Source organism: Pseudoglutamicibacter cumminsii (assembly GCF_016907775.1).
In the GTDB taxonomy this organism is placed as follows: domain Bacteria; phylum Actinomycetota; class Actinomycetes; order Actinomycetales; family Micrococcaceae; genus Pseudoglutamicibacter; species Pseudoglutamicibacter cumminsii.
On sequence record NZ_JAFBCO010000001.1, the window covers coordinates 1729364 to 1752458 of the forward strand.

Here is a 23095-nt window from a genome sequence, read left to right on the forward strand (position 1 = left end):
GGTGGTGGGTGAGCGGGTTTAGTTCAGAGCCTGCATCGGGTCGGCTTTGGTCACGGAACGCAGCGCGAACGCTGCGCCGATGAGTCCCAGGAGGGTCATGAGGAGGCCCGGTGCGAGCGTTGTGAGCCAGTTGCTCACGAACGGAACGCTTGAGGAGATCGCCGGGCCAACGAGCATGATGATTCCGATGCCCGCGCCGACGCCTACGGCCAAAACGAGCAGCGACTGCCCGATCGCGTCACGCAGCAGTGCGCTCACGGGGGAGCCGAGGGCCCGCATCACGGCGATGTCGCGGGTTCTTTGCAAAGTCCACACGGTGAAGAACGCGCCGACAACGAGCGCGGAGATCGCCATGAGCATCCCGATCATCATCCCGAGGGAGCCCACCTCCGAGCGGAAAGACCCCACCGCCAAAAGCTGCTCGAAACCGGCAGGAGACACCGTGTTGGCGACCGTGTTGATGTTTGCGGCTTCGTCGTCGGAGATCTCGGCGTGGACCAGCAGGGCGTTAGGATGGCCGGTTCCGCCGGTGCGCTCGGACAGCTCTTGCCACGCGCTCCACGACATGCCGATGACTGGCACGTGCGAGTAGTGCCCGCTTCCGGTGACATCGGCGACAGTGAACTCGTGACCTGCGATGGTGATTGTGGCTCCGGCTTCTACGCCGAGTTCTTCTGCCGCATCTTCGCTCAAGGTGACGTTACTGCCGGAAGGGGCGACGGCGTCGTCGGCTTGGCCCGGTCCGGTACCGGCGCCGAGGTCAGCGCCCGGTCCATGGGCCACGAGGGCAACGCCGGTCGTGACATCGTCGTGAGCCGCGGCGATTTGGGTGACGCCAACGGCGGTCACGTTGCTGCGGCCGGCGTGATCTTCCCACCGCTGTTGAGCATCTGGGGTCACGGAAGAGGTGGACATGCTCGCATCCTGGCTTCCGTTCGGCGCGGACATCACGAGCCGGTCGGCCTTCCAGGAACGGACGGTGTCGACGTTGGCGCCGGCGAGGCCCCCGGTCAACCCGGTGAGGAAGCCCACCAGCAGGGTCATGAGCATCACGACAACGGTGATGATCGCGAAGCGTCCTTTCGCGTGGAGTACGTCGCGCCAACCGAGAAACATGTCAACCTCGTTTTCTGTACCGTCTCTTCGCAGCTCGGCATTGCCGCTGCGTTGTTCGTTGCTTCTATTCCATCGAGTTCGGGGCTTCAACGGATCCGGCGCAAGACTGATCTTGAATGTCGACATGGTTGAGGCGCGGGATCAATCTTTCGGTTGATGCGTTGCGGCGACTGAGGACTGTTGGACGCAGTATTCTCGTTTATATGGTTGAGTCCACGCCGTCTGTTGCCCGGTCTGCTCCGGAACCGGAGCATGTCGTATCCGCGATGGCGCCTGCGTTTCGTCTGCTTCGTGCGGGCTTGCATGTGGTGATGCTGGTGTGCGCTGGCATCGCTGTTGCTGCCGGTGTGAAGCTCATCAGCGTGCCGGGGCAAGAGGTGCGTGGATGGCTTGGGATCGTGGGTGTGGCCGCGTTTGTTGCAGGCTGGGCAGGTGGTGCGGTTCAGGTTGAGCGTGGAAAGATCCGCGAGAACACCACCTCGACTGTGCTGGGTCTCATCGGGATGGCTGCGGCTTGGATGCTTGCTGCGAGCCAGATCTTCGAAGCCGCGTATCTGGTGTTCCCGTTCTTTTTCGCGCTGCTGTTCCTGTTAGGGATGAAGTTCGGAACTATCGCGGTCATGGCGGCGACGGCGTGCGCGATCCTCTTCATTTCCCAACGCCTGGGGTTTTCGTTCGCGGTCGTGATTGGCCCGGTGCTGGGTGCTTCGGTGAGCGTCATGATCGGGTGGGCTCTGCGTGCGGTTGCGTATCAGGCCGCGGTGCGTGAATCCTTGTTGCAGCGGCTGCTCGATACGGAACGCGAGCTGACCGTGACCCAGCGGGAAGCCGGCGTTCAAGCCGAACGCGCTCGCTTGGCGGGAGAGATCCACGACGGCGTTTCGCAGTCTTTGTCTTCGATCCAGATGTTGCTGCACGCGGCCGAGCGTGGCCTGCCAACTGATGATGCGCATCGTAGGACCAAGGAATACATTGTGATGGCGCGGTCTGCTGCCGAGGATGCGCAGTCGGAGACGCGGGGGATCTTGCGGCGGATGGCGCCCGCGGCTTTGTCTGATGAGACGCTCACGGGCGCGCTCGAACGGCTTGCCGATGTGGGCGCTGGCCCGGCCGTGGTGGTTATGAGCGATGACCCTCCGTTGACGATGAGCCAGCAGGCCGCGTTGTTGCGGATCGCACAAGGTGCGGTCGGGAATGCACGCCAGCATTCGCGGGCTCACCGGGTTCTGGTTTCGCTTGAACACGATGTGAATTCGGCCACGTTGACGATCAGCGACGACGGCGTTGGTTTCGTTCCGGGGAGCGTTCCGGAAGGCTCGCGCGGCCGGGGTCATTTCGGGTTGGCGTTGATGCGCGAGCGGGCTGAGCAGATGGGCGGCCAGTTCGCTGTTGAGTCCCGGCCGGGTCAGGGAACGAGGATCTCGGTTTGCATCCCGCTGGAAAACGGTGACGGGCAGCACACCACGGCGGGCGAGGAGGAAGCATGAGTGGAGCTGGCGAGGCTATCCGCATCGTAGTGGTGGATGATCATCCGGTGGTGCGTGCTGGTTTGCGCGCGCTTTTGGAGATGGAGGAGGACCTCACGGTTGTCGGGGAGGCCGGCAGCGAAGACGGTGCTGTCGCCGAGGTTGAACGTGAACAGCCGGATCTGGTGTTGATGGATTTGCGCCTGGATCACGACGGCTCTGGTGCGGTTGCGATTCAACGGTTGCGTTCCGCAGGGCTCACGATGCCGGTTCTGGTGCTCACGAATCACGACACGGACGCGGACATCCTCGCGGCGGTCGAAGCTGGGGCTTCCGGATACCTGCTCAAGGACGCGCCACCTGAAGAGCTTTTGCCTGCGGTGCGCGCGGCTGCCGCGGGGCAGTCGGCGCTCGCCCCGGCGATCGCGAGCCGCCTCATGGAACGCTTGGTTTCTCCGCTTCCGAGCCTCACGTTGCGCGAGCTGGAAGTTCTGCGCTGCGTTTCGGACGGGCTCACGAACGCCGAGATCGCGCAGAAGCTGTTCGTTTCCCAAGCGACCGTCAAGACCCACCTTGTGCACGTGTTCGAAAAGCTCGGGGTTACGTCCCGCACCCAGGCGGTAGCGGAGGCACGGGACCGCGGTCTTTTCTAGAGGCCGCCGTGTAACAGAAGGCCCTGGGCAACGTGTGTTGCCCAGGGCCTGAACTGTAGTGGCTTCTTAGCGGCTAGAGGTAGACGACGATGTCCTCGCCTTTGATCTCGCATGCGAAGCGTGGCAGGGCGGCGTTAGCTGGGCCAGAAATGACGCTACCGTCCTCTGCTTTGAACCAGGATTCGTGGCACGGGCAGTGGAAGCGGTTTTCCGAGCCTGGGCTCACCTCGCAGCCCGCGTGCGTGCAGACCGCCGAGAAAGCCAGAACTTCATTCTCCGATGGACGGAAAAGAACAAGCTTGGTCTTACCTGCGGTTGCGCTCGCTTGGCCGCCCACTGCAAGGTCGCTCGTCTTCAAGACAGGCTCAGGTTTGCCCGTGGCCTCCGGAATCTCGGCAGGGCCGCTCGCGCCACACGCCGCGAGACCCAGCGCCGCAGCACCCAGGACCGCGCCGCCAAGAACAGCGCGACGGGAAGTGCAGCAACCCTGGTGGGCCGCATCGTGCTCAACTGGCAAGGCAGCATCAGCTGCCGGGGCTTCGACTCGCGAAATCTTGTTCTCCATACCGCCTATTGTCTCACCTCGAAGAGGTCGGCAGGCTCCACGCGCCGAACGGTGCGCCGTTGGTGCGTTCGCTCGCGCCCGACTGATCCAGGAACGGCGTGATACCGCCTAGGTGCTGCGGCCAACCCGCGCCGAGGATCATGCACAAGTCGATATCCTGCGGGCCAGCGACGACTCCCTCATCGAGCATGATGCGGATCTCGGTCGCCAGCGCATCGAGCACCGTGGTGAGCAGCTCATCCTTGGTGATCGTGGCATCACCGCGTTCAAGCAACGCAAGGTGCTCTTCCGGAATGAAGGTGCGGCCGTTCTCATCCTTCGACCAGATCGAGGTGACCTTGTTATCGATGAGCGTCTGCAGGTTCTTCGACAGCGGGAAACGCTCCGGGAAGCTGCCGTGTAGCGTCTCAGCGACGTGCTGAGCGACAGGCAATCCCACCATCGCAAGCAGATCGAACGGGGACATCGGAAGGCCGAGCGGGTCCAGCGCGGAATCAGCCTCATGCGGATCCATGCCCTGATCGAACGCATCCATGACCAAACCGAGCAGAAGCAAAAGCAAACGATTGACGACGAACGCCGGCGCATCCTTGACCAGCACGGCGGTCTTGCCGAGGCTCTTCGCGGCGGCGAAGGCCGTCGCCAGGACCTGATCCGAGGTCTCAGGACCGCGCACAATTTCGATCAGCGGCATCTGCGCTACCGGGTTGAAGAAGTGGAAGCCGACGAGGCGCTCAGAGTGCTCGAGGACCTCCGCCATCTCCTTGACCGAAAGCGAAGACGTGTTGGTTGCGAGGATCGCATCCGGGCGAACGATCTGCTCAACCTCACGGAATACCTGCTGCTTGACGCTGATCTCCTCGAACACGGCCTCGATCACGAAATCAGCATCCGCGTAAACGCCCTTATCGGTACCAGCTGTGATGAGGCCCTGGATCGCGCGAGCATCCTCTTCCTTCATGCGGCCACGCTCAACGTTCTTAGCGAGGTAGCCCGCAACGTGATCCAGGCCCGCCTGAGCACGCTGCTCATCCATGTCCGTCATGACAACAGGCACCTGAAGCTTCTGAGCGAACACGAGCGCAAGCTGAGCCGCCATGAGCCCCGCACCGACCACGCCGACCTTCGAGATCTTCTGAGGCTCAACATCGGGCACACCTGCCGGACGCTTAGCGCGAGCCTGGAACAGCTCGAGGAACGAGTAGATCGTGTTTTGGAACGCAGGCGTGAACATCAGATACGCGAGCTTATCCACCTCAAGCGCGCCCGATTCCTTCTGAGTCATCGAACGGTTCGCATCCAACGTATCCAGGAGCGCGGTAGGGGCCGGACGGGTTTCAGCGTGGGTTGCCTTCTGGACCAGGCCACGAGCGTACTTGAGCGCGGCATCCCAGCGGGCGGAAACCTCAGGATCGGACGGATCCTCGAGCTCGCGGCTCGCTTCAGGGGCCGTGCCGTCCAGGACCGAGGCGGCCCACTCGAGCGAATCCTGCAGGAAGCTCTCCGGCCCGAAAGCGATGTTCGCGCCACCCATCTCAGCCAACTGGCTACCGTTCAGGAAGCGGTTGCCCTTGAGAGGGTTCTCAAGCATGACTTTCAACCCGTTCTCGATGCCCACCAAGCGAGGGAAGCGGTAGACGCCACCCCAACCAGGGATCAGGCCGAGACCCGCCTCAGGCAGACCGAGTGCGCGCACCCCGGTGTTGACCGTCCGGTAGTCGCAAGCGAGCGCGGTCTCGAAGCCGCCGCCCAGCGACTGGCCGTTGATGAACGCGAAGCTCGGGACGTCGGCGTCGGCGATGACGTCATAGGCAACATGGCCGAGTTCCGCGAGCAAGCGACCGTCTTCAGGGTCAGTGAGGGTGCGGATCGTGCTGAGGTCAGCTCCAGCAGCGAAGGTGCGGCCCGTACCAGTGACGGCGATAGCGTCGATCTCGCCAGCCTCAGCTCGCTTGACCTGTTCTTCTGCGGCACGGCCGAAATTCAGGAGGCCAGCCGGCCCCAGGGTTGCGGGATGCCCGTCCTTCTCAGAAACCATCGTCATGACCGCGATGGTGTGCCCGCCAATCTTGTGGTCCTCAACGTGAACCTGGGTCACGACCTCGTAAGGGGCGGCGGAACGCAAGTTATCGAAGCGCGCGAAACGGTCGTGGGTATTTGATGTGGAGCTGTGGGATGAAGCCTGGTTACCGGCAGAGTTAAGTGAATCGGTCACGTGAGTTCCTCCTAGGAAGCGGTACAACCTCTCAACAGGAGGTTACCGCAAAGTAGTGAGGTGAATCACATGCGCTGAGCTTTGAGCGGCTCAGGCTCAGTGCTTAAGCGGCTCTGGCTCAAGGAACGCAACGGTAATCACGGCGGCAGTGCGGCGAATCTGCCACTCGCGGGCTCCGAGCTCACGCAGCTTCTCTTGAACAGAATCCAGCGTGACCACCTCAGGCGGCTCCCATGAGATTTCCTTCAAAACAGCGGGAGCCAAAAGGTTCTCCAAAGGCATACCCAAAGCTTGGGCATCCCGCTCCAAGCGCCACCGCGCAGTCTGATACCGCTCGGCAGCCTCAGGGAACCGGTCATTCCACGAACGTGGGGGAGGCATCGTTGAACGGCGCGCCGTCCTCGGAGGGAAACGAGTCGCGTTCCGGGCCCGCGCAATCGCGGTGACCCAACGGCGGGCCTCCTTGCTAGCCAACCGGCCGCGGAAACCATCCGTGCGCAACAGAGCCGGCACCGTCGTCGGGAGCGCGCGAGCCGCGGCGATGATTGCCGAATCCGGCAAAAGACGGCCCGGAGCGCGGTCCTTGTTTTGGGCGACCTTCTCGCGCTCTTCCCACAGCTCCTTGACCGCCAGAATCTGGTGCTTGTCTTTCAACTGGTGTAGGCCGTGGGTGCGCCGCCATGGATCCTTACGCGGCTGCGGGCCAGGCTTGAGGCGTTCATACTCGAACTCTTCAAGAGCTAAATCCCACTTCTTCTGACCCCGAAGAAGCTTCTCAAGCTGATTCCGCAACTCGATCAAAACCTCAACATCGAGCGCGGCGTAATTCAGCCAGTCCTCCGGCAACGGCCGCATCGACCAATCGGCAGCCGAATGCTCTTTCGCCAAACGGACGCCCAGCATCGTCTCAGTCACGTACGCCAAACCTACGCGTGGCAGACCCGCTAGACGGGCGGCGAGCTCGGTGTCGAAAAGCGTGTTCGGCTGTAGCTCGAGCTCACGCAAGCACGGCAAATCCTGGTGCGCCGCGTGCAAAATCCATTCCGCATCCGCGAGCGCCTCGTTCACATCCAGAAGATCGTCGAACGCCTCAGGATCAATCAGGAACGTGCCAGCGCCAGCCCTGCGCAGCTGAACCAAGAACGCGCGCTGACCGTAACGGAAACCGGAAGCCCGCTCTGCATCGACCGCTACAGGGCCGTGCCCTTCACGCAACTGAATGACCGCGTTATCGAGTGCGGCCCGCGTCGAAATCACCGGTGGGATCCCCTCGGCGGGGGAGTCAAGAAGGGGGAGGTCTGAAGGCTCGCGCTCCGGGAACTGGCCAGAGGCGAGAAGGGCTGCCGGCGGTGGATCAAGCTTCATGGTTCTTCTGATCATACTAAGGAGTAGCCACGCTCAAGGGGCAACGCCCGATGTGGAAGCCAGCTCAGCATGCTTGGCACCTAGGTGAGCCGGACGTTGGGCATCGGTGTGACGCCGTCTTCCATAGGAGGCAGGCCCGCGAAGGAGCACACCATGTCGCACCACGCTTCGAGCTGGTTTTGGACGTTGTAATCCTCAGGTGTCCACGAGGCTCGAAGCTCGATGTCGACGCGTTCAGGCTGTTGCGCGAGGTCGCCGAAGTTCTCGCTCAACGCACGCGTGGCTGTGCCGCCGGCCCGGCGATAAGGTGCACCGTGTTCCTCAAGCGCTTCCACCAGCCACGTCCACGCAACCGATGCGGCGAGCTGATCGTTACCCATCTCGCCGTCCACCTCGGCGCGGATGTAGGTCACGATCCGCATCGTTCCATCCCACACGGGATTACCTTGTGGATCGAACAGCAAAATGAATCGACCCGTCGCGAGCTCATCATCCCCGTGGGGGTCCGCGACATTCGCCTTTAACGCGACGGCGTATGGAGCCAAGCGCTTAGGGGCAGGGATCTCCTCAAGCGTCATCTCAGGACGCACCAAGGCGCGCTTCAGACCGTCCAGCACCAACGAAAATTCGTGCGGGACGCCGGCTGAACCCAACCGTGCTGTCTCTGCGCTAAAACTCACACAGCTAGCTTATGAAACACGAAAACCTTTTGGTGACGGCACGCCGGTAACGCAGGGCAGAGGCTCGCCAACAGGCGGTGGGAGATAGGCCGGCGCCGATCTAGCGACTTCTCGACACCTACACAACGCCTACGCAGCGCGAGGGTATTGAACTGGACCTAAACGGGCTTTTGAACCAAGCAGATCGAATTGATGCAATAACGCTGATCCGTTGGAGTGTCGAACCCCTCGCCTTCAAAAACGTGCCCCAGGTGCGAATCACAGTTCGCGCAACGCACCTCAACACGGCGCATACCCAACGAGTTGTCGACCAAGTAACGGATCGCATCGGAATTCTCCGGCGCATAAAACGCGGGCCAGCCGCAGCGGGCATCAAACTTCGTGTCCGAAGAAAACAGCTCCGCACCGCAGGCACGGCACGCATACACCGCATCGGTCGTGTCATTCGTGTAAGCGCCCGTGCCCGGACGCTCCGTGCCGGCCTGACGCAACACGGCATACTCTTCAGGGCTCAACTGCTCACGCCACGCGGCGTCACCGCGGCCCAGCGGATCTTCAACAGGAGAATGCATGTATCCAGTCTAGGAGGGGCATGCACAGAACTAGCGAGACATTACCTCTGGCAGCGACGGATGTAAGTGAGATGATGGGGGACATGGGATCCGGAGCGAAGAAGTCACCGTGCACTGGCTCACGTATGAGCCCATCATCGTGGGCCGCTGTGGGGCTCGGCGCGGGAATCATCGGCACAGGCGTCATCACTGGACTCGCTTCGCTGTTCGCTCGCGCCGTCGTCACTCCGTCACGCAACAACGCCGACGAGGTGAAGATCCTCGGCGTTGGCCGCGACCACATCGGTGGCTACGTCGATCTGCAAACGCGTGACCCTCAAGCCACCGCACCCGGGTGCTACTCGCTGTGGTTCAACAATCAGTCCGGGCACGCGAAAATCGGCGACATCATCTCCACATCATCTGGAACGCACGTGCGCCGCCGCATCATCAGCATCGACCGTGGCGACCTCGCCCACGCAACCCACGGAAGTATCGGCGGCAACTACTTCATCGACCCCACCGACGCCGGCGTCCTCGCAACTGACGTCCACGTACCGCTCACAGCCGGGCCAGCACCTGCATGGCTTGTCGAGGGCGATCAACACGCAGACACCTGGGCGATCCTGATTCACGGCCGCGGAGCAACACGCCTCGAAACCCTGCGCGGACTCAAACCACTCAGCGATCTCGGGCTCACCGTGCTGTCGATGAGCTACCGCAACGACGGCGAAGGCCCCGAAGTCAACAACGGCCGGTACGGGCTCGGTGCAACAGAGTGGCACGATGTGGACGCTGCCATTGGGTATGCGCTCAGCCAAGGCGCGCGCGACGTTGTGCTCGTGGGCTGGTCGATGGGTGGTGCGATCGCTTTGCGGACGCTCGAGCTATCGCGGTTCCGCCACCGCATCCGTGCTCTCGCGCTCACCGGTCCCGCCGTCGACTGGTTCGAAATCCTGCGCTACCAAGCGAAAATTAACAACATCCCGTACCTCTCCGGGCGGATCGGCGGGTGGATGCTCGGCCAGCCCATCGGTAAGAAACTCACCGGGCTGACCGCGCCCATCGACCTCAACGCGCTCAACTGGGTTGAACGTGCCGGCAACATCGAGACTCCAGTGCTGATTCAGCATTCGCGTGACGACGGCTTCGTGCCTTTCATCTCCTCCGAACGGCTAGCGAAAAAGAATCCGCGCTACGTGACCCTCGTGCCGTTCACGCGCGCAGGGCACGTACGTGAGTGGAACGTCGACCCGCAGAAGTGGGAAACAACTCTCAAGGGCTGGATGCGTGCAACCTTGAAGATATGACAGAAAACCTTGTTGCTCTCACGCGAAGACGCGCCCGCCCTGACAAAGGGGCGGGCGCGTCTTTAAAGCTCTAAACGTGCCGGAGCGGGGCTAGTACTCGAACCGGATTAGGCGTCAGCGAGTTCCTTACGTACACGGTTCTTGATTCGACCCAGCATGGCCGTCATGCCGCGCAAACGCAACGGCGAAACCGCGCGCGCCAAACCAATGGTTGAGGGGTAGTCATCCGGGGTCTCCAGGACCTCCTCGGCAGGCAGGCCATGCAACCCCTCAACCAAGACGCCAGCGAAACCGCGCGTCGTTGGAGCCTCCGGCGGTGCCGTGATGAACACGCCTACCGTGTGGTCCGCGTCGTCGGCGACCTCAACCGTCAAAAACACAGGCGACTGGCACTCAATCACCTGTTCAAGCTCGGCGTCCTGATAACGCTCCGGGAGCTCCGGAAGGTTATCCGAAAACTCAAGCAACAGCTCAAGACGCTGCGGTTCAGGTAACGCGTTAAAATCCTCGGCGATCTCCGTCAAAGCAGTTGGCAAAGCCATAGAAACTACCTCCTAAGCGTTGCGTGCCGCGGAAGCCGGAACAGTGCCAGGCTCCTCGCCCAACACGATAGGGACACCCACAACGTTGCCCCACTCAGTCCACGAGCCGTCATAGTTACGGACGTTCTCAAAACCAAGCGCATACTTCAAAATGAACCACGTCAACGCGGAGCGCTCACCGATGCGGCAATAAGCAATCACATCATCGCCGGATTTCAAACCAGCCTTGTCCATGTACAGAGCCTCGAGCTCAGCGCGCGGCTTGATCACCGAGCCCTCACCAACGGCACTTGACCACGGAATCGAGGCCGCCGTCGGAATGTGGCCGCCACGCAACGCACCTTCCTCCGGGTAGTCCGGCATGTGCGTGCGCTCGCCCGTGTACTCCTGCGGGGAACGGACATCGATCAGCGGCGTGGTGCCCAGCAACGAAAGAACCTCAGGCAAGAAGACACGCAACGTCGAATCGTCGCGCTCAACCACCGGGTAGTCCGTCGCCGCACGCTGTGGAACCTCGCGGGTCAGGGCACGGCCCTCAGCGATCCACTTATCGCGACCACCATCCATCAAGCGAACATCCGGGTGACCGAACAGTTCCAAGACCCACAGTGCATAAGCCGCCCACCAGTTCGACTTATCGCCGTAGACCACGATCGTGTCATCGCGGCTGATGCCCTTGCGACTCAACAGGGCAGCCAGACCCTCGCCGTCGACGTAATCACGGGTCACCGCATCGTTGAGTTCTGTGTGCCAATCCAACTTGACCGCGCCCTCGATATGGCCGGTCTCATACAAAAGAACATCCTCATCGGACTCGACGATCACGATGCCGGGCTCGTTCAGGTGATCCTCAACCCACTGGGTGGTCACCAGTTTCTCCGGGTGCGCATATTGCGCATGACGAGCTTCCTCCGTCAAAACCTCTGACATAACTGAACGATCTCCTTAAAGTCTGTTCACGTCCGGACCCGAAGCCGGCATCATGCCAGCCGGGAAATGCACCTATTCAGAACAACCTGCACCCACTCAGAACAACAACAGAGCGGGCGTAATGATTCCCTCCCAGCCTAATGACAAACAAAACGCCGGACAGAAGTAGCACACACAAAAGGAAACATTCACAAGATTGCGTAAGATCGCAGGCAGAGACATCGTCGATTGTGCGCCGCGAGGTGCACGCTGAGTCTGCAATTGAGACACCGCTATCTGAGGGAAAGCATCTACGTGGCAACCATTCACAAGTTGACCGACATTACTCCCAACGTCGCCGCAGAGGCGCTCCTTGACGGTATGCACCCGTCGTACCGGTTTGGTGAGGTGTCTTTCGACACATACATCCCGGACCCTTCTCAGCCGAGCCAGGCCGCTGCGGTGAAGCGTTTGCAGGAGTTCGCCGAGGCCGTCAACGCGGATGCTTCGCCATCTAAAGGCCTCATGAAGTTGTTCGGCAAGAAGAAAAAGGCGAAGGGACCGGCGGGTATTTATCTCGACGGCGGCTTCGGTGTCGGTAAGACCCACCTTTTGGCGTCGCTGTGGCACGCGACGGAAGGCAAGCGCGCATTCGGCACGTTTGTTGAGTACACGAACCTCGTGGGTGCCCTCACGTTCCCGCGCGCGGTTGAGATCCTCAAGACCTACAACCTCGTGTGCATCGACGAGTTCGAGCTCGACGACCCGGGCGACACTGTCTTGATGTCCCGCTTGATGCGCGAACTGGCCGACGCCGGGGTCAAGCTGGCGGCGACATCGAACACTTTGCCTGGTGCGTTGGGGGAGGGCCGATTCGCAGCCCAGGACTTCCAGCGTGAGATCCAGGTTTTGGCGGATCAGTTCGAGATCATCCGCGTGGACGGTGAGGATTACCGTCACCGTGGTCTCCCTGACGCTCCTGAGCCGATGGCTGACGGTGAGCTGTTGTCGTTTGCTGAGGAACGTTACCCGGATGCTCACATCGCTGAGGATGACTTCCCGCAGCTCGTGGATCACTTGTCTAAGGTTCACCCGTCGCGTTACCGCAAGCTTCTGAGCGATACCGATGTGCTGGTCCTGCATAACGTCGAGACCATCACTAACCAGGCCATCGCGTTGCGGTTTGTGGTTTTCGCTGACCGCCTCTACGACAAGGACGTGCCAATCGTCGCTTCCGGCGAGTCCTTCGACCACCTCTTCACCGAAGAAATGATGGCCGGCGGCTACATGAAGAAATACTTCCGCGCTGTGTCTCGTTTGACCGCGCTGGTCCGCGAAGGCCAGGGCGCCGCATCCTAATCGACACTGAATCCTGAACGCACGTCCTAGCGTCTGGTGCGTTGTTGCCGGGCGCTAGGACGTAGCCTTGTACTTAGCGCGGCTCGTGCTTAACGCGGAAGGCCGGGAACATCGTTTTGATGTTCCCGGCCTTCCGTCTTGCGAGCGGACAACGGGATTCGAACCCGCGACCTCCACCTTGGCAAGGTGGCGCTCTAGCCAGCTGAGCTATGTCCGCGAATGACAGTCCAGTTCAGGACCGTATTTATAAAAACCGTGGTTCCGTTCTCAACAGAACCGTGGTTCTCGTGCGCGATACTGGGTTCGAACCAGTGACCTCTTCCGTGTCAAGGAAGCGCGCTACCGCTGCGCCAATCGCGCCTATTCAGGCTGCAAATCACTTAGTGGAGGTGGGGACGGGATTCGAACCCGCGTATACGGCTTTGCAGGCCGCTGCCTCGCCTCTCGGCCACCCCACCACATCCGTAACAAGTACGGTGCCCTTGCGGGCCAGCAAGTGGTTTGCGAGCGGACAACGGGATTCGAACCCGCGACCTCCACCTTGGCAAGGTGGCGCTCTAGCCAGCTGAGCTATGTCCGCATGTGGTGTCACCCGCGGTTCGTTTCCTGTTCGGAAAGCGTTTCCGCTGTGATGCCAACGAGTGATTACTCTAGACCAGTTTTTACCGCTTTGCCAAATCGGCTCAAACTAGGGGCGTGTCACTGGGGCAACGCAACCTTGGTGCTGCCCGGAATTCCGCGTAAACACCTATTGAATTATTCGACGAGATTAGTTTCGTGGCACCGGCGGGCCGAGCCACAGCAGCGTCACAAACAGCACCGCCACGAAAGCAACTAGCAGCACAATCGCGAGCCATACGTGACGCAAGATCCATGCCTGCACGTGTTCGATAAAGCCGCGTGGCTCGTCGCCACCTGGAGCGAGCCGCCATCCGCCTTTCAAGAGCCCCTTGCGGTCAACGTAGAGGTCAAACGGCAGGGTCGCGAACGGCACAACGGCCAGTAAAACACCCGTTACACCGATGCGTGCAGGCCACTTCTGGTTGACCCACACGAAAACCGTCGACGTCGCGTAGCTCAGGAAGACGAAGCCGTGGATACCGCCGGCGATCGGCACGATGTTGGTGACATCGAGCGCGCGCAGGATCAGCGCGGCAATGAGCCCCGCCCACGTGAAGATCTCCGCGATCGCGAAGGTGCGGAAAAGCAGGCGCGGGGTGACGGCATGAGTCGGAGGTGTCGTTGTCATGAAGTGGTTGCTCCGGAGGTGGTCGATGCGGACTTGATTTTAGATGCGGACGCTTATGCAGAGGCCGCTTCGGTAGCGCTAGATGCGGTTGCGCTGGTTTTGACGGCGCGGCGCAGTGCCACGAAGAAGACGATGAGGGCCGCTGTGATCGCGATGTGGCCAAGGCCTGCGATGCCGGAGATCATCGCGGAGGATTCCTTGCCGAGCACCGTGAGGGTTCCGTGCCAGATCATCATCGCAGAGGTTACGATGACACCCGCGTTGTAAAGCCAGAAGAACCAGCCGAACAGCTTAGGGCTTCGGGAGATCGCAAAAGCTTTCTCGATCACGAGGAAAATCAGGGACGCCATGAAGCCGAGCGCGAGCAAGTGCGTGTGGGCAACGCCGAGCTGAGTGAACTGGCCCTCTGGGAACTCGTTGATCTTGGTGAATTCACGATAAAACACGCCCGCGCTCAAGCCTGCGATCATGTAGATCAAGGATGCGTTGAGGAGCTTCTTCACGGTTTTACTTCCTTTCGAACACCGCGCATGCTTTGAATCCGTGCATGGGCGCTGTGGCTTATGAGGTGCTGTGGTCTGGGGCGCAGTGGTTTATGTGGCGCTGTGGTTTGACCTATGCCTCGATTCAACCCGCGCGCACGTCGTTAAACATCGCGATCAGTGTTGAAACCGGCCTCAACCTTTCGGTTGATAACGGTGATGGAATCGACCATGTTGTGGGAGCAAACTGTCAGGGGTAGGTGACACACTGGGGAGCATGACACAGCCACTGCTCGCGCATCAGACCTCGTTGGGGCGAATGTATTCCCGCACTGTTGACGGCCTTCCCGAAGTCCCGTCGATTACCACCGTGATTTCCCGTCACGCAGTAGACATGACGGGGTGGGCTGGGCACATGGCGGCGACTGCCGTTATTAACGATGCGCGACTGGCTGGTTCGGTAGGCAACAAGGTTCAGCTCAAGCAGATTGCGCGGCAAGCGTCCTCAGCTGCTGAGAAGTACCGCGACGAGGCTGCGGCCCGTGGCGACCGGGTCCACAATTATGCCGAACACAAGGCGCTGCGCGAGCTGGGTCGGCCGCACGAGGCCGCGCAGATGCGTGAAAAACTGAAGGAGCATGGGGAAGGCGCCTACGCAGATCGTTTCGACGAATGGTGGGACCTCTACGGGGTCAAACCGATCGAACCCGAAGTCACCATCTGGAATCACACGGTCGGTTACGCTGGAACGCTCGATCTTGTCGCCGAGATCGGGGGAGTGACCTGCCTCATCGATTACAAGACGCGCGGAACCACCCGCGACGGCCGGGTCAAAGCCCCGGACCCTAAAGTCGTGATGCAGCTCGCCGCCGGCGCGCAAGCCGAGGAGTACTTGAGCGACCCTGAGAACGGAACATGGGAGCCCTGGCCCTTCCCGAAAGATAGCGTGCTGTTGGCCGTCGCACTCGGTGAAACCGAAGTACTACCCATGCGAGCGCAACCGCACAGCCTCGAAAACGCATGGAAACGGTTCTGGGCCCTACGCCAAGTTTGGGAAACCGAATCCGTGGCATTCAGCGCCGCTGCCGAACTCCAACCCGTCCCGCCACCAGCCGCACGCTCAATGACGCCGCATGCTCAATGACCGACTCAGGCTAGGGGCACCGAACCACAAGCACTCTTTCTCGCATACGATGGAAGAGCGCACCCGTGGCACCCATGGGCGTGTGCGGTACGCCTTCAGAAACACAGCGAAGCGCCCCAAGGAACTCAGCGAAGCACCTTCTGAAATGCAGCGAAGCGTATTCAAAACTAAGCGAAGCACATTGAGAAAAGGAGTAGCGTGACAGTTCACGCGATTCGAACAGTAGGGGACCCGGTCCTACGTACCGTGGCAGATCCCGTCACCACATTCGATGCACCACTAGCCGCACTAGCTCAAGACATGCACGAAACCATGAATGACGTCAACGGCGTCGGCCTGGCCGGCCCACAGATCGGCATCAGCAAACGAATCTTCACCTACAACATCGACGGCCACGTCGGCACAGTCTGCAATCCCGTCCTCGAAATCCTGGACGAAGAAACCGTCGAAGACGACCGCACCATCGAAGGGTGCTTGTCCGTTCCCGGGATCCAAATGCCGCTGGAACGCCCCAAGAAAGTGCGTCTCACCGGCGTTGACATCACCGGTGAGGAACTCGAAATCATCGCCGATGGCCTCCTCGCGCGCTGCTTCCAGCACGAAACCGACCACCTCAATGGCAAACTTTTCATCGACCGACTTACAGGTGAAGAGCGCCGCCGCGCACAACAAACCCTGCGCCACAACACGTACCAAAGCAACGTTGATCACGTGCAAGACCAACGCGCCGCCACCATCGGGAGCGCCTTTTCAAACAACACCGGCAACTCATTCCTCAGGAGCTGATGCGTTCATGGCACGAATCCTCTACGCCGGAACCCCCGACGTCGCAGTGGCGCCGCTAGCGCAGCTCATCGCCGACGGCCACGAAATCGCCGCAGTCCTGACGCGTACCGACGCCCCCATCGGACGCAAACGCGTCATGACGCCATCGCCCGTGGCGGCCTACGCCGAAGAACACGGGCTCCCCATTATCAAAGCTGACAAGATCACAGACGAAGCCCACGACGCGATCGCCGCGCTCAACATCGACGTCGCGGCGGTCGTCGCATACGGCGCGATGATCCCACGCCGCACCCTCGACGTCCCAGAGTTCGGGTGGGTCAACCTCCACTTCTCACTCCTGCCAGACCTACGCGGAGCCGCGCCTGTTCAGCACGCGCTCATCCGGTGCCACGACATCACCGGGGCCACAGCGTTCATGCTCGACGAAGGCATGGACACCGGGCCGGTGCTCGGCGTCATGACCGAAGCCGTGCAGCCAAGCGACACCGCCGGCGACCTCCTCGAACGCCTCTCCACAGAAGGCGCAGTGCTGTTGAGCCAAGCGATCACCGGCTACGTTTCCGGTGCCGTGGTGCCACAACCGCAAAAGGGCGAGCCGACTCTTGCGCCGAAACTCGAACGCAACGACGGCCGCGTCGACTGGACAACATCCGCCGAAGCCGTGCGCGGACGCATCGCCGGAACCACACCAGAACCCGGCGCCTTCACACACTTCAATGGGGCGAGCATCAAACTTGAACGGGTGCGCATCACAACCCCAGACGAGCTCGAAGACCACGAGAAAAACCTTGCCCCCGGCCAGCTGAGCTTCCGCAGCCGGAAGCCAGCCCGCGTCGTCGTCGGTACCGGGTCTTCACCGGTTGAACTAACACGCGTACAGCCCGCAGGTAAAAAGATGATGGCCGCCGCTGACTGGGCTCGCGGAGCCCTCAGCGATGGGGAAGGACGCTTCGAATGAGCCGAGATTCACGCTCAAATGACCGCACCCCACGCTCCCGCGGAGGGGCCGGGAACGATCGCCCACGCCGCGGTCAGCAGCAGGGCCAGGGTAAAAGGCAGGGTAGCGCCGACGGCTCGCGCCGCAACGCTAAAGGCCGCGAACGAAACCGCGGCGGCCGCCAGCCCCGCCAATTCAGCGCCGCAGCTCCATCGCAACGCAGCCGCAACGCCGACCCCGCACGCAAAGTAGCGTTCGATGTTCTGCAGGCCGTTGCTGTCGACAACGCGTACGCGAACCTCGCCCTGCCGCACCATATTCGTCGCGCCCGTCTCGACCAGCGGGACGCCGGTTTTGCAACCGAGCTGACCTACGGCTCGCTCCGAGAACTCGCAAGCCTCGATGCGGTCCTGGCCGAATGCTCCGACCGCCCACTCAAAAACATCGACCCACCGGTCCTAGACGTTCTGCGGATCGGCACATACCAGCTGCTTCACATGCGCGTCCCGCAGCACGCCGCAGTCGACGAAACCGTGGCGCTGGCCCGCGACTGCGTAGGTGCCGGAGCAGGTGGCTTCGTCAACGCGGTGCTCCGCCGAGTTACGGAACGCTCGCGTGAAGAATGGGCTGAAACGCTCGAATCCTCGATCACCGACCCGATGGCGCGGCTCGCGCTCCGGTATTCGCACCCCGAATGGGTGGTTCGTGCGCTGCGCTCTTCACTCGTCGTGCACGGGCGTTCGGCTGAAGATCTCGAGGCCCTACTCGTCGCCGACAACGTGGCTCCTGCAGTGCATCTGGCCGCGCTTCCAGGGATCGCAACCGAGCAAGAACTCAAACGCCTCAAAGCCACACCGTCAACCTGGGTTCCCGAAGCCTACTCCGTGAACTCGGGTGGCGGCCCGCTGCGTTGGCCTGGCGTTGCCGAAGGTCACATCCGCGTGCAGGACCACGGTTCGCAACTCGCCGCCCGCGTCCTGGCGGAAGCCGATGTTGCAGGCACCGACGCTGGACGTTGGCTCGATATGTCCGCAGGCCCCGGAGGCAAGGCGGCGCTGTTGGCCGCGATTGCCGCTCAACGCGGGGCACACCTGACGGCGAATGAAGTTCAGGAACACCGCTCGAACCTCGTGAAACAAGCGCTTCGCGCGGTCGATGAGAAGGCATGGACATCCGTCACGGGTGACGGCCGAGACATCGGTAAGGCACAGCCGAACCACTACGACCGCGTCCTGCTCGACGCCCCATGTTCAGGGCTCGGTGCGTTGCGTCGCCGCCCGGAAAGCCGCTGGCGCAAACAGCCATCCGACATTCCGGCGTTGACCCGCCTGCAGAGCGAACTTCTGAACTCTGCCCTGGACGCGCTGCGCCCAGGTGGGGTGCTCGCGTACGTGACGTGCTCACCGCACCCGGCGGAAACCCTCGCGATCCTCGAAGACGCGTTCCACCGTCGGAAAGACATCGAACTGCTCGACACCGGAGCCGTCCTCGACTCCGTAACGCTCACCGGCAAAGGTGACGCGACCCGCCCAGCCGACCCCGTCGTCGGAACCAACACCGGTTCCACGGCCCAACTTTTCCCGCACTCCCATGGAACCGACGCCATGTTCATGGCCCTCATTACCAAGAAGGAACAAGCATGAGCCGCCACAGCTGCGCAATCCACCCCTCGATCCTCTCGGCCGACTTCCTTCGCCTAGGGGAGGAACTGCAAGCCATCAAAACCGCCGATGCCGTGCACGTTGACGTCATGGATCAGCACTTCGTGCCGAACCTGACGCTCGGCCCTCCAGTTGTCAAGCGGATCCAGGACGAGTCCCCGCTCCCCCTCGATATCCACCTCATGATCGAGGACCCAGACCGTTGGGCCCCTGAATACGCGGACATGGGCGCCTACTCGGTCACGTTCCATGCGGAAGCCGCGACGGCACCGATCCGCTTGGCTCGCGAACTGCGTGCACGCGGATCGAAAGCGTCGATGGCTTTACGTCCAGCGACCGGCCTGGACTCCTACATGGACATGCTCCCTGAGCTCGACATGCTGCTGCTCATGACGGTCGAGCCCGGCTTTGGTGGGCAGGCTTTCCTCGACGTTGTGGTCCCGAAGATTCGCGCGGCCCGCACAGCGATCGACGGCTCCGGTGCGCAGGTTGCATTGCAGGTCGATGGTGGCGTGACGACCGAGACTATCCGCATCGCCGCTGAAGCCGGCGCGGACACGTTCGTTGCAGGCTCGAGCGTCTACGGCGCCGAAGACGTGGCCGTAGCGATCGAAAACCTGCGCCGCGAAGCCCACGACGCCATCGGACACTAAACCTTCCGAACAGCGTGGGTGTCGTTGATTCGCCACCCACGCTCAACCCACGCTCAGCGGGCCAATACTCAACTTGCGCTCAACATTGCGTCACCGTGCCATCCTCCGAGCCGCACCCTGGGCTACAGTGGTGATCACGTGCTCCGGGGTCGGTGAAATTCCGAACCGGCGGTGATAGTCCGCGACCCGTTGTCTGCAATCGAGGATCCCCTCCGATTGAGTAACGGCTGAACTGGTGAAACTCCAGTACCGACAGTCAAAGTCTGGATGGGAGAAGCACGGTTTACGCTGAGACAGTGTTCTCCACGTAGCCAACTGGCTCGACAACCAAGCCAACTGGCAACGTGACCGTTCAGCCGCGTCGCAAGATGCAACGCAGGCGCACGGACGAGTCAACCCGACGAGTCCAAGCCACCTGCCGCATCGTGAGCTAGACCGCAGCTGATCGAAGAAGCCACTCACGTATTCCTCAACCCTGGGGCCGCCGTAGAGCGAGAAAGGGTAAGGAATGGATTTTCTGCGGTGGCTTGTCGACATGTTCAACGGGACGATCGATCTGCCTGGCGGGCAGGTTCTTGTGGTCCGCGAAGTCGTCGGCAATGTTTTCGGTTTGGCATCGGCTCTTGGCGGTATGCGCCGTAAAGTGTGGGCCTGGCCTATCGGTATTGCGGGCAACCTCTTGTTGCTCACCGTTTTCTTAGGGTCCCTGATTGACCCGAACGCGACAATGCCTCACCTGTTGGGGCAGGCCGGCCGTCAGATCATGTTCATCGTGGTCTCCGTGTACGGGTGGGTTCGCTGGAATCAAAGCCGTAAGCAGCGCGGCGCTGGCTCATCCCAAGCGATCACCCCACGATGGGGTGGCTGGGGCGTTCGCGTAGGGATGCTGCTGGTCATGGTGATCGGTGCGGTTGCCCTGACTCCGCTGTTCGCTGCGTTGGGTTCATATGATCCGGTGTGGGCTGACGCGTGGACCTTCATTGGTTCGCTCGTGGCTACCTACGGTATGGCGAAGGGCTGGACTGAGTTCTGGCTCGCGTGGGTCGCCGTGGATGTTGTGGGTGTCCCGCTGCTGTTCTCGGCCGGCTATTTCGCATCGGCGTTCATGTACCTGTTCTATGGCGTGTTCACGCTGATCGGCTTCTTCGTGTGGGCCCGGGCTCAGAAAAACGAGAAGCCATCGATCTCGAGCATGGAGACACTCGACCCAACCGTGGAGTGACGTTCGACCCAACCGTGGAGTCACGCCCCGACACGGCAGATATGAATCGTTGGCGCCGGTTTGGAGGAATCTTTCAAACCGGCGCTAACTCATTTCAGTGCTGGCTTGTTCCGGAGCCATGACAGCGGCGCACCGGTGCTCTGCCAGCGGGCTTGGTTGGTCTTTGTGTCGTCACGTTCTGCCCATGAAGGGCGCGGTGTGATTAGGCTGAGAGTGTGAAAAGCTTCGAGGAACTCTTTGCTGAACTGCAAACCAAAGCTGTAGAACGCCCTGAGGGCTCCGGCACAGTCAAACAGCTGGATGCGGGCATCCACGCGATCGGTAAGAAGATCGTTGAGGAGGCCGCCGAGGTGTGGATGGCTTCCGAATACGAGTCGGATGAAGAAGCTGCTGAGGAGATTTCGCAGCTTTTGTATCACGTCCAGGTCATGATGATCGCTAAAGGTTTGTCCCTGCAGGACGTGTACAAGCATCTGTGAGTTGCTGGCCTGGCGAGCGTTCGTGCGTCGCCAGCGTTGTGGTGGGTCGTTGATTGAGTGGGTTGTCGATTGAGTTTGTGAAGGGTGCGTTGTTGTGTCGATTTTGCGTGTAGCTGTTCCGAATAAGGGTTCGTTGTCTGCCGCCGTGACGGAGATGTTGTCAGAGGCGGGGTATCGTCAGCGTCGTGATTCTCGTGAACTGGCGTTGACTGACCCTGAGAACGATGTTGAGTTCTTCTATCTGCGGCCGCGTGACATCGCGGTTTATGTTGGCCGCGGCGTCTTGGATCTGGGGATCACGGGCCGTGATTTGATGATGGACGCCGATGTGGATGATGCGGTGGAGGAGCTCATGCCGTTGGGCATCGGTGCTTCGACCTTCCGCATCGCTGGCCCGCAGGGTGAGTTCTCTGATTTCTCGGAGCTCAACGGTAAGCGGATCGCCACGAGTTACCGGGTTTTGGTCGACCACTATCTTGAGGAGCACGGGATCCAGGCGGAGACGGTCCGCTTGGATGGTGCGATTGAGACGTCGATCCGCTTAGGTGTTGCCGATGCGGTGGCCGATGTGGTGGAGACGGGGTCGACGATGCGCGCGGCTGGCTTGGAGCCGTTTGGCCCTGCGTTGATGAAGTCTGAGGCCGTTTTGATTGGCCGGAAGGATCACCACCCGAAGGCAGAAGATAGGTTGGTGCGTCGTTTGCGCGGTGTGATTGTGGCGCGCCAGTACGCGATGCTGGATTACGACATCCCTAAGTCCTTGGTGGATGAGGCGATGCGGTTGACCCCGGGGCTTGAATCGCCGACGATTTCCCCTTTGGCTGATCCTGAGTGGGTTGCGGTGCGAGCCATGGTTAAGGAGAACCAGGTGAACCGCGTCATGGATGAGTTGTATGACGTGGGGGCTCGCGCGATTTTGGTGACCCCGATCAACGCGTGCCGTTTGTAGAAGGGCTAAGGCTATGTCTGTTGCTGTTCGTGTGATTCCGTGCCTCGATGTGGATGCTGGCCGTGTGGTTAAGGGCGTCAACTTTGAGGGTTTGCGGGATGCAGGGGATCCGGTTGAGCTCGCGGAGCGTTACGGTCGTGTTGGTGCCGATGAGTTGACGTTTTTGGATGTCACGGCGTCTTCGGATGAGCGTGACACGGTGTATGACATCGTGGCTCGGACTGCTGAAGAGGTTTTCATCCCGTTGACGGTCGGCGGCGGCATCCGTTCGGTTGAGCATGTTTCTAAGCTGTTGAACGCGGGCGCGGATAAGGTTTCTGTGGCTACGGCCGCGGTCGAGAACCCGGACCTGATCAATCAGATCAGTGAGCGTTTCGGTTCGCAGGTTTTGACGTTGTCCCTTGACGCGAAGCGCAGCGATAACCCTGATCTTGCCTCGGGTTATGAGGTCATGGTCCGAGGAGGCCGTGTGGGCACGGGCCGTGACGCTCTCGAGTGGGCGGCTGAAGCGCAGAAGCGTGGCGTGGGCGAGGTGTTGTTGAACTCGATCGACGCCGACGGAACCCAGGAGGGTTTCGATACGCAGATGTTGCGCGATGTGCGTCGCGTCATTTCGGTTCCGTTGATCGCTTCAGGTGGCGCTGGTAAGCCTGAGCACTTCCCGCCGGCCGTTGAGGCGGGTGCCGATGCGGTGCTTGCGGCGTCGCTGTTCCACTTCGGCCCGGATCACATGATGGCTGAGGTCAAGGCCGCGATGCGCGCGGCCGGAATCACGGTCCGTTAGAGACACGCGGTCCGTTAC

At 61.2% G+C, this 23095-nt stretch carries 24 protein-coding genes, 4 tRNA genes and 1 riboswitch; of the genes, 14 read left to right on the forward strand and 14 right to left on the reverse strand.

Annotation, left to right across the window (positions count from 1 at the left end):
- Positions 1-18: 18 nt before the first annotated feature.
- The gene (locus tag JOD50_RS07840; protein WP_204881076.1) at positions 19-1116 is read right to left on the reverse strand and encodes an ABC transporter permease; all 1098 of its coding nucleotides are present in this window, start codon (positions 1114-1116) and stop codon (positions 19-21) included.
- Between the two features lie 116 nt (positions 1117-1232).
- Between JOD50_RS07840 and JOD50_RS07845 the strand changes: the two genes are divergently transcribed.
- Together JOD50_RS07845 and JOD50_RS07850 are read left to right on the forward strand one after the other, a co-directional pair.
- Positions 1233-2603: a sensor histidine kinase gene (locus JOD50_RS07845; protein WP_204881077.1), complete on the forward strand. Its 1371-nt coding sequence runs from the start codon at positions 1233-1235 to the stop codon at positions 2601-2603.
- The gene (locus JOD50_RS07850) at positions 2600-3235 is read left to right on the forward strand and encodes a response regulator (protein ID WP_204881078.1); all 636 of its coding nucleotides are present in this window, start codon (positions 2600-2602) and stop codon (positions 3233-3235) included. The genes JOD50_RS07845 and JOD50_RS07850 overlap by 4 nt, the downstream gene beginning before the upstream one ends.
- 73 nt (positions 3236-3308) lie before the next feature.
- On the opposite strand, the gene JOD50_RS07855 is transcribed toward JOD50_RS07850, so the two are convergent.
- The 5 genes from JOD50_RS07855 to msrB all read right to left on the reverse strand — a co-directional run bounded on the left by JOD50_RS07855 (position 3309) and on the right by msrB (position 8632).
- Complete coding sequence (locus JOD50_RS07855) at positions 3309-3800, reverse strand: Rieske (2Fe-2S) protein (RefSeq protein WP_204881079.1); 492 nt, start codon at positions 3798-3800, stop codon at positions 3309-3311.
- 13 nt (positions 3801-3813) lie between these two features.
- Positions 3814-5925: a 3-hydroxyacyl-CoA dehydrogenase NAD-binding domain-containing protein gene (locus JOD50_RS07860; RefSeq protein ID WP_239541812.1), complete on the reverse strand. Its 2112-nt coding sequence runs from the start codon at positions 5923-5925 to the stop codon at positions 3814-3816.
- Between the two features lie 186 nt (positions 5926-6111).
- On the reverse strand, positions 6112-7380 hold the full coding sequence (locus JOD50_RS07865) for an HRDC domain-containing protein (protein ID WP_204881080.1): 1269 nt from the start codon (positions 7378-7380) through the stop codon (positions 6112-6114).
- 80 nt (positions 7381-7460) lie between these two features.
- Entirely contained in the window at positions 7461-8060 is a 600-nt protein-coding gene (locus tag JOD50_RS07870) for a DUF3000 domain-containing protein (protein WP_420825531.1), read from the reverse strand.
- Between the two features lie 158 nt (positions 8061-8218).
- Positions 8219-8632, reverse strand: coding sequence for a peptide-methionine (R)-S-oxide reductase MsrB (gene msrB / locus JOD50_RS07875; protein ID WP_204881081.1), 414 nt, complete (start codon positions 8630-8632; stop codon positions 8219-8221).
- A gap of 125 nt (positions 8633-8757) precedes the next feature.
- Here msrB and JOD50_RS07880 point away from each other — a divergent pair, with 125 nt between their 5' ends.
- Positions 8758-9921, forward strand: a complete 1164-nt coding sequence (locus JOD50_RS07880) for an alpha/beta hydrolase family protein (protein WP_204881082.1) — start codon at positions 8758-8760, stop codon at positions 9919-9921.
- Positions 9922-10028: 107 nt separating this feature from the next.
- Here the strand turns inward: JOD50_RS07880 and JOD50_RS07885 are convergent, their stop codons facing one another.
- Entirely contained in the window at positions 10029-10463 is a 435-nt protein-coding gene (locus tag JOD50_RS07885; RefSeq protein ID WP_204881083.1) for a SufE family protein, read from the reverse strand.
- Positions 10464-10475: 12 nt separating this feature from the next.
- Entirely contained in the window at positions 10476-11393 is a 918-nt protein-coding gene (locus tag JOD50_RS07890; RefSeq protein WP_204881084.1) for a sulfurtransferase, read from the reverse strand.
- Positions 11394-11687: 294 nt separating this feature from the next.
- Between JOD50_RS07890 and zapE the strand changes: the two genes are divergently transcribed.
- On the forward strand, positions 11688-12731 hold the full coding sequence (zapE, locus tag JOD50_RS07895) for a cell division protein ZapE (RefSeq protein ID WP_204881085.1): 1044 nt from the start codon (positions 11688-11690) through the stop codon (positions 12729-12731).
- Positions 12732-12874: 143 nt separating this feature from the next.
- On the opposite strand, the gene JOD50_RS07900 is transcribed toward zapE, so the two are convergent.
- The 6 genes from JOD50_RS07900 to JOD50_RS07925 form a co-directional block, all read right to left on the reverse strand.
- Positions 12875-12948, reverse strand: a tRNA-Gly gene (locus JOD50_RS07900).
- 71 nt (positions 12949-13019) lie between these two features.
- Positions 13020-13091: transfer RNA gene (locus JOD50_RS07905), tRNA-Val, on the reverse strand.
- Between the two features lie 24 nt (positions 13092-13115).
- Positions 13116-13189 (reverse strand) — tRNA-Cys (locus JOD50_RS07910).
- 48 nt (positions 13190-13237) lie between these two features.
- A tRNA-Gly gene (locus tag JOD50_RS07915) sits at positions 13238-13311 on the reverse strand.
- A 189-nt stretch (positions 13312-13500) separates the two neighbouring features.
- Complete coding sequence (locus JOD50_RS07920; RefSeq protein ID WP_204881086.1) at positions 13501-13980, reverse strand: DUF3817 domain-containing protein; 480 nt, start codon at positions 13978-13980, stop codon at positions 13501-13503.
- A gap of 53 nt (positions 13981-14033) precedes the next feature.
- The gene (locus JOD50_RS07925) at positions 14034-14483 is read right to left on the reverse strand and encodes a DUF2871 family protein (RefSeq protein ID WP_204881087.1); all 450 of its coding nucleotides are present in this window, start codon (positions 14481-14483) and stop codon (positions 14034-14036) included.
- Between the two features lie 44 nt (positions 14484-14527).
- Between JOD50_RS07925 and JOD50_RS07930 the strand changes: the two genes are divergently transcribed.
- The 10 genes from JOD50_RS07930 to hisF all read left to right on the forward strand — a co-directional run bounded on the left by JOD50_RS07930 (position 14528) and on the right by hisF (position 23077).
- Positions 14528-14722, forward strand: a complete 195-nt coding sequence (locus JOD50_RS07930; protein WP_204881088.1) for a hypothetical protein — start codon at positions 14528-14530, stop codon at positions 14720-14722.
- Positions 14723-14739: 17 nt separating this feature from the next.
- On the forward strand, positions 14740-15606 hold the full coding sequence (locus JOD50_RS07935) for a cytochrome (protein WP_204881089.1): 867 nt from the start codon (positions 14740-14742) through the stop codon (positions 15604-15606).
- Between the two features lie 198 nt (positions 15607-15804).
- On the forward strand, positions 15805-16392 hold the full coding sequence (gene def, locus JOD50_RS07940; RefSeq protein WP_338052071.1) for a peptide deformylase: 588 nt from the start codon (positions 15805-15807) through the stop codon (positions 16390-16392).
- A gap of 7 nt (positions 16393-16399) precedes the next feature.
- Positions 16400-17350: a methionyl-tRNA formyltransferase gene (fmt, locus tag JOD50_RS07945; RefSeq protein WP_204881090.1), complete on the forward strand. Its 951-nt coding sequence runs from the start codon at positions 16400-16402 to the stop codon at positions 17348-17350.
- Positions 17347-18972 (forward strand): RsmB/NOP family class I SAM-dependent RNA methyltransferase, encoded by a 1626-nt coding sequence (locus JOD50_RS07950; protein WP_204881091.1) that lies wholly within the window; start codon positions 17347-17349, stop codon positions 18970-18972. The genes fmt and JOD50_RS07950 overlap by 4 nt, the downstream gene beginning before the upstream one ends.
- Complete coding sequence (gene rpe / locus JOD50_RS07955) at positions 18969-19643, forward strand: ribulose-phosphate 3-epimerase (RefSeq protein ID WP_204881092.1); 675 nt, start codon at positions 18969-18971, stop codon at positions 19641-19643. The genes JOD50_RS07950 and rpe overlap by 4 nt, the downstream gene beginning before the upstream one ends.
- Positions 19644-19778: 135 nt before the next feature.
- Positions 19779-19926, forward strand: a riboswitch (FMN riboswitch).
- Positions 19927-20151: 225 nt separating this feature from the next.
- Complete coding sequence (pnuC, locus tag JOD50_RS07960) at positions 20152-20865, forward strand: nicotinamide riboside transporter PnuC (protein ID WP_204881093.1); 714 nt, start codon at positions 20152-20154, stop codon at positions 20863-20865.
- A gap of 215 nt (positions 20866-21080) precedes the next feature.
- Positions 21081-21344: a phosphoribosyl-ATP diphosphatase gene (locus tag JOD50_RS07965; protein WP_109302855.1), complete on the forward strand. Its 264-nt coding sequence runs from the start codon at positions 21081-21083 to the stop codon at positions 21342-21344.
- A 100-nt stretch (positions 21345-21444) separates the two neighbouring features.
- Positions 21445-22293, forward strand: a complete 849-nt coding sequence (gene hisG, locus JOD50_RS07970; RefSeq protein WP_204881609.1) for an ATP phosphoribosyltransferase — start codon at positions 21445-21447, stop codon at positions 22291-22293.
- Between the two features lie 13 nt (positions 22294-22306).
- A complete protein-coding gene (gene hisF, locus JOD50_RS07975) occupies positions 22307-23077 on the forward strand; it encodes an imidazole glycerol phosphate synthase subunit HisF (RefSeq protein WP_109302857.1) in 771 nt (256 codons plus the stop codon).
- Positions 23078-23095 lie beyond the last annotated feature (18 nt).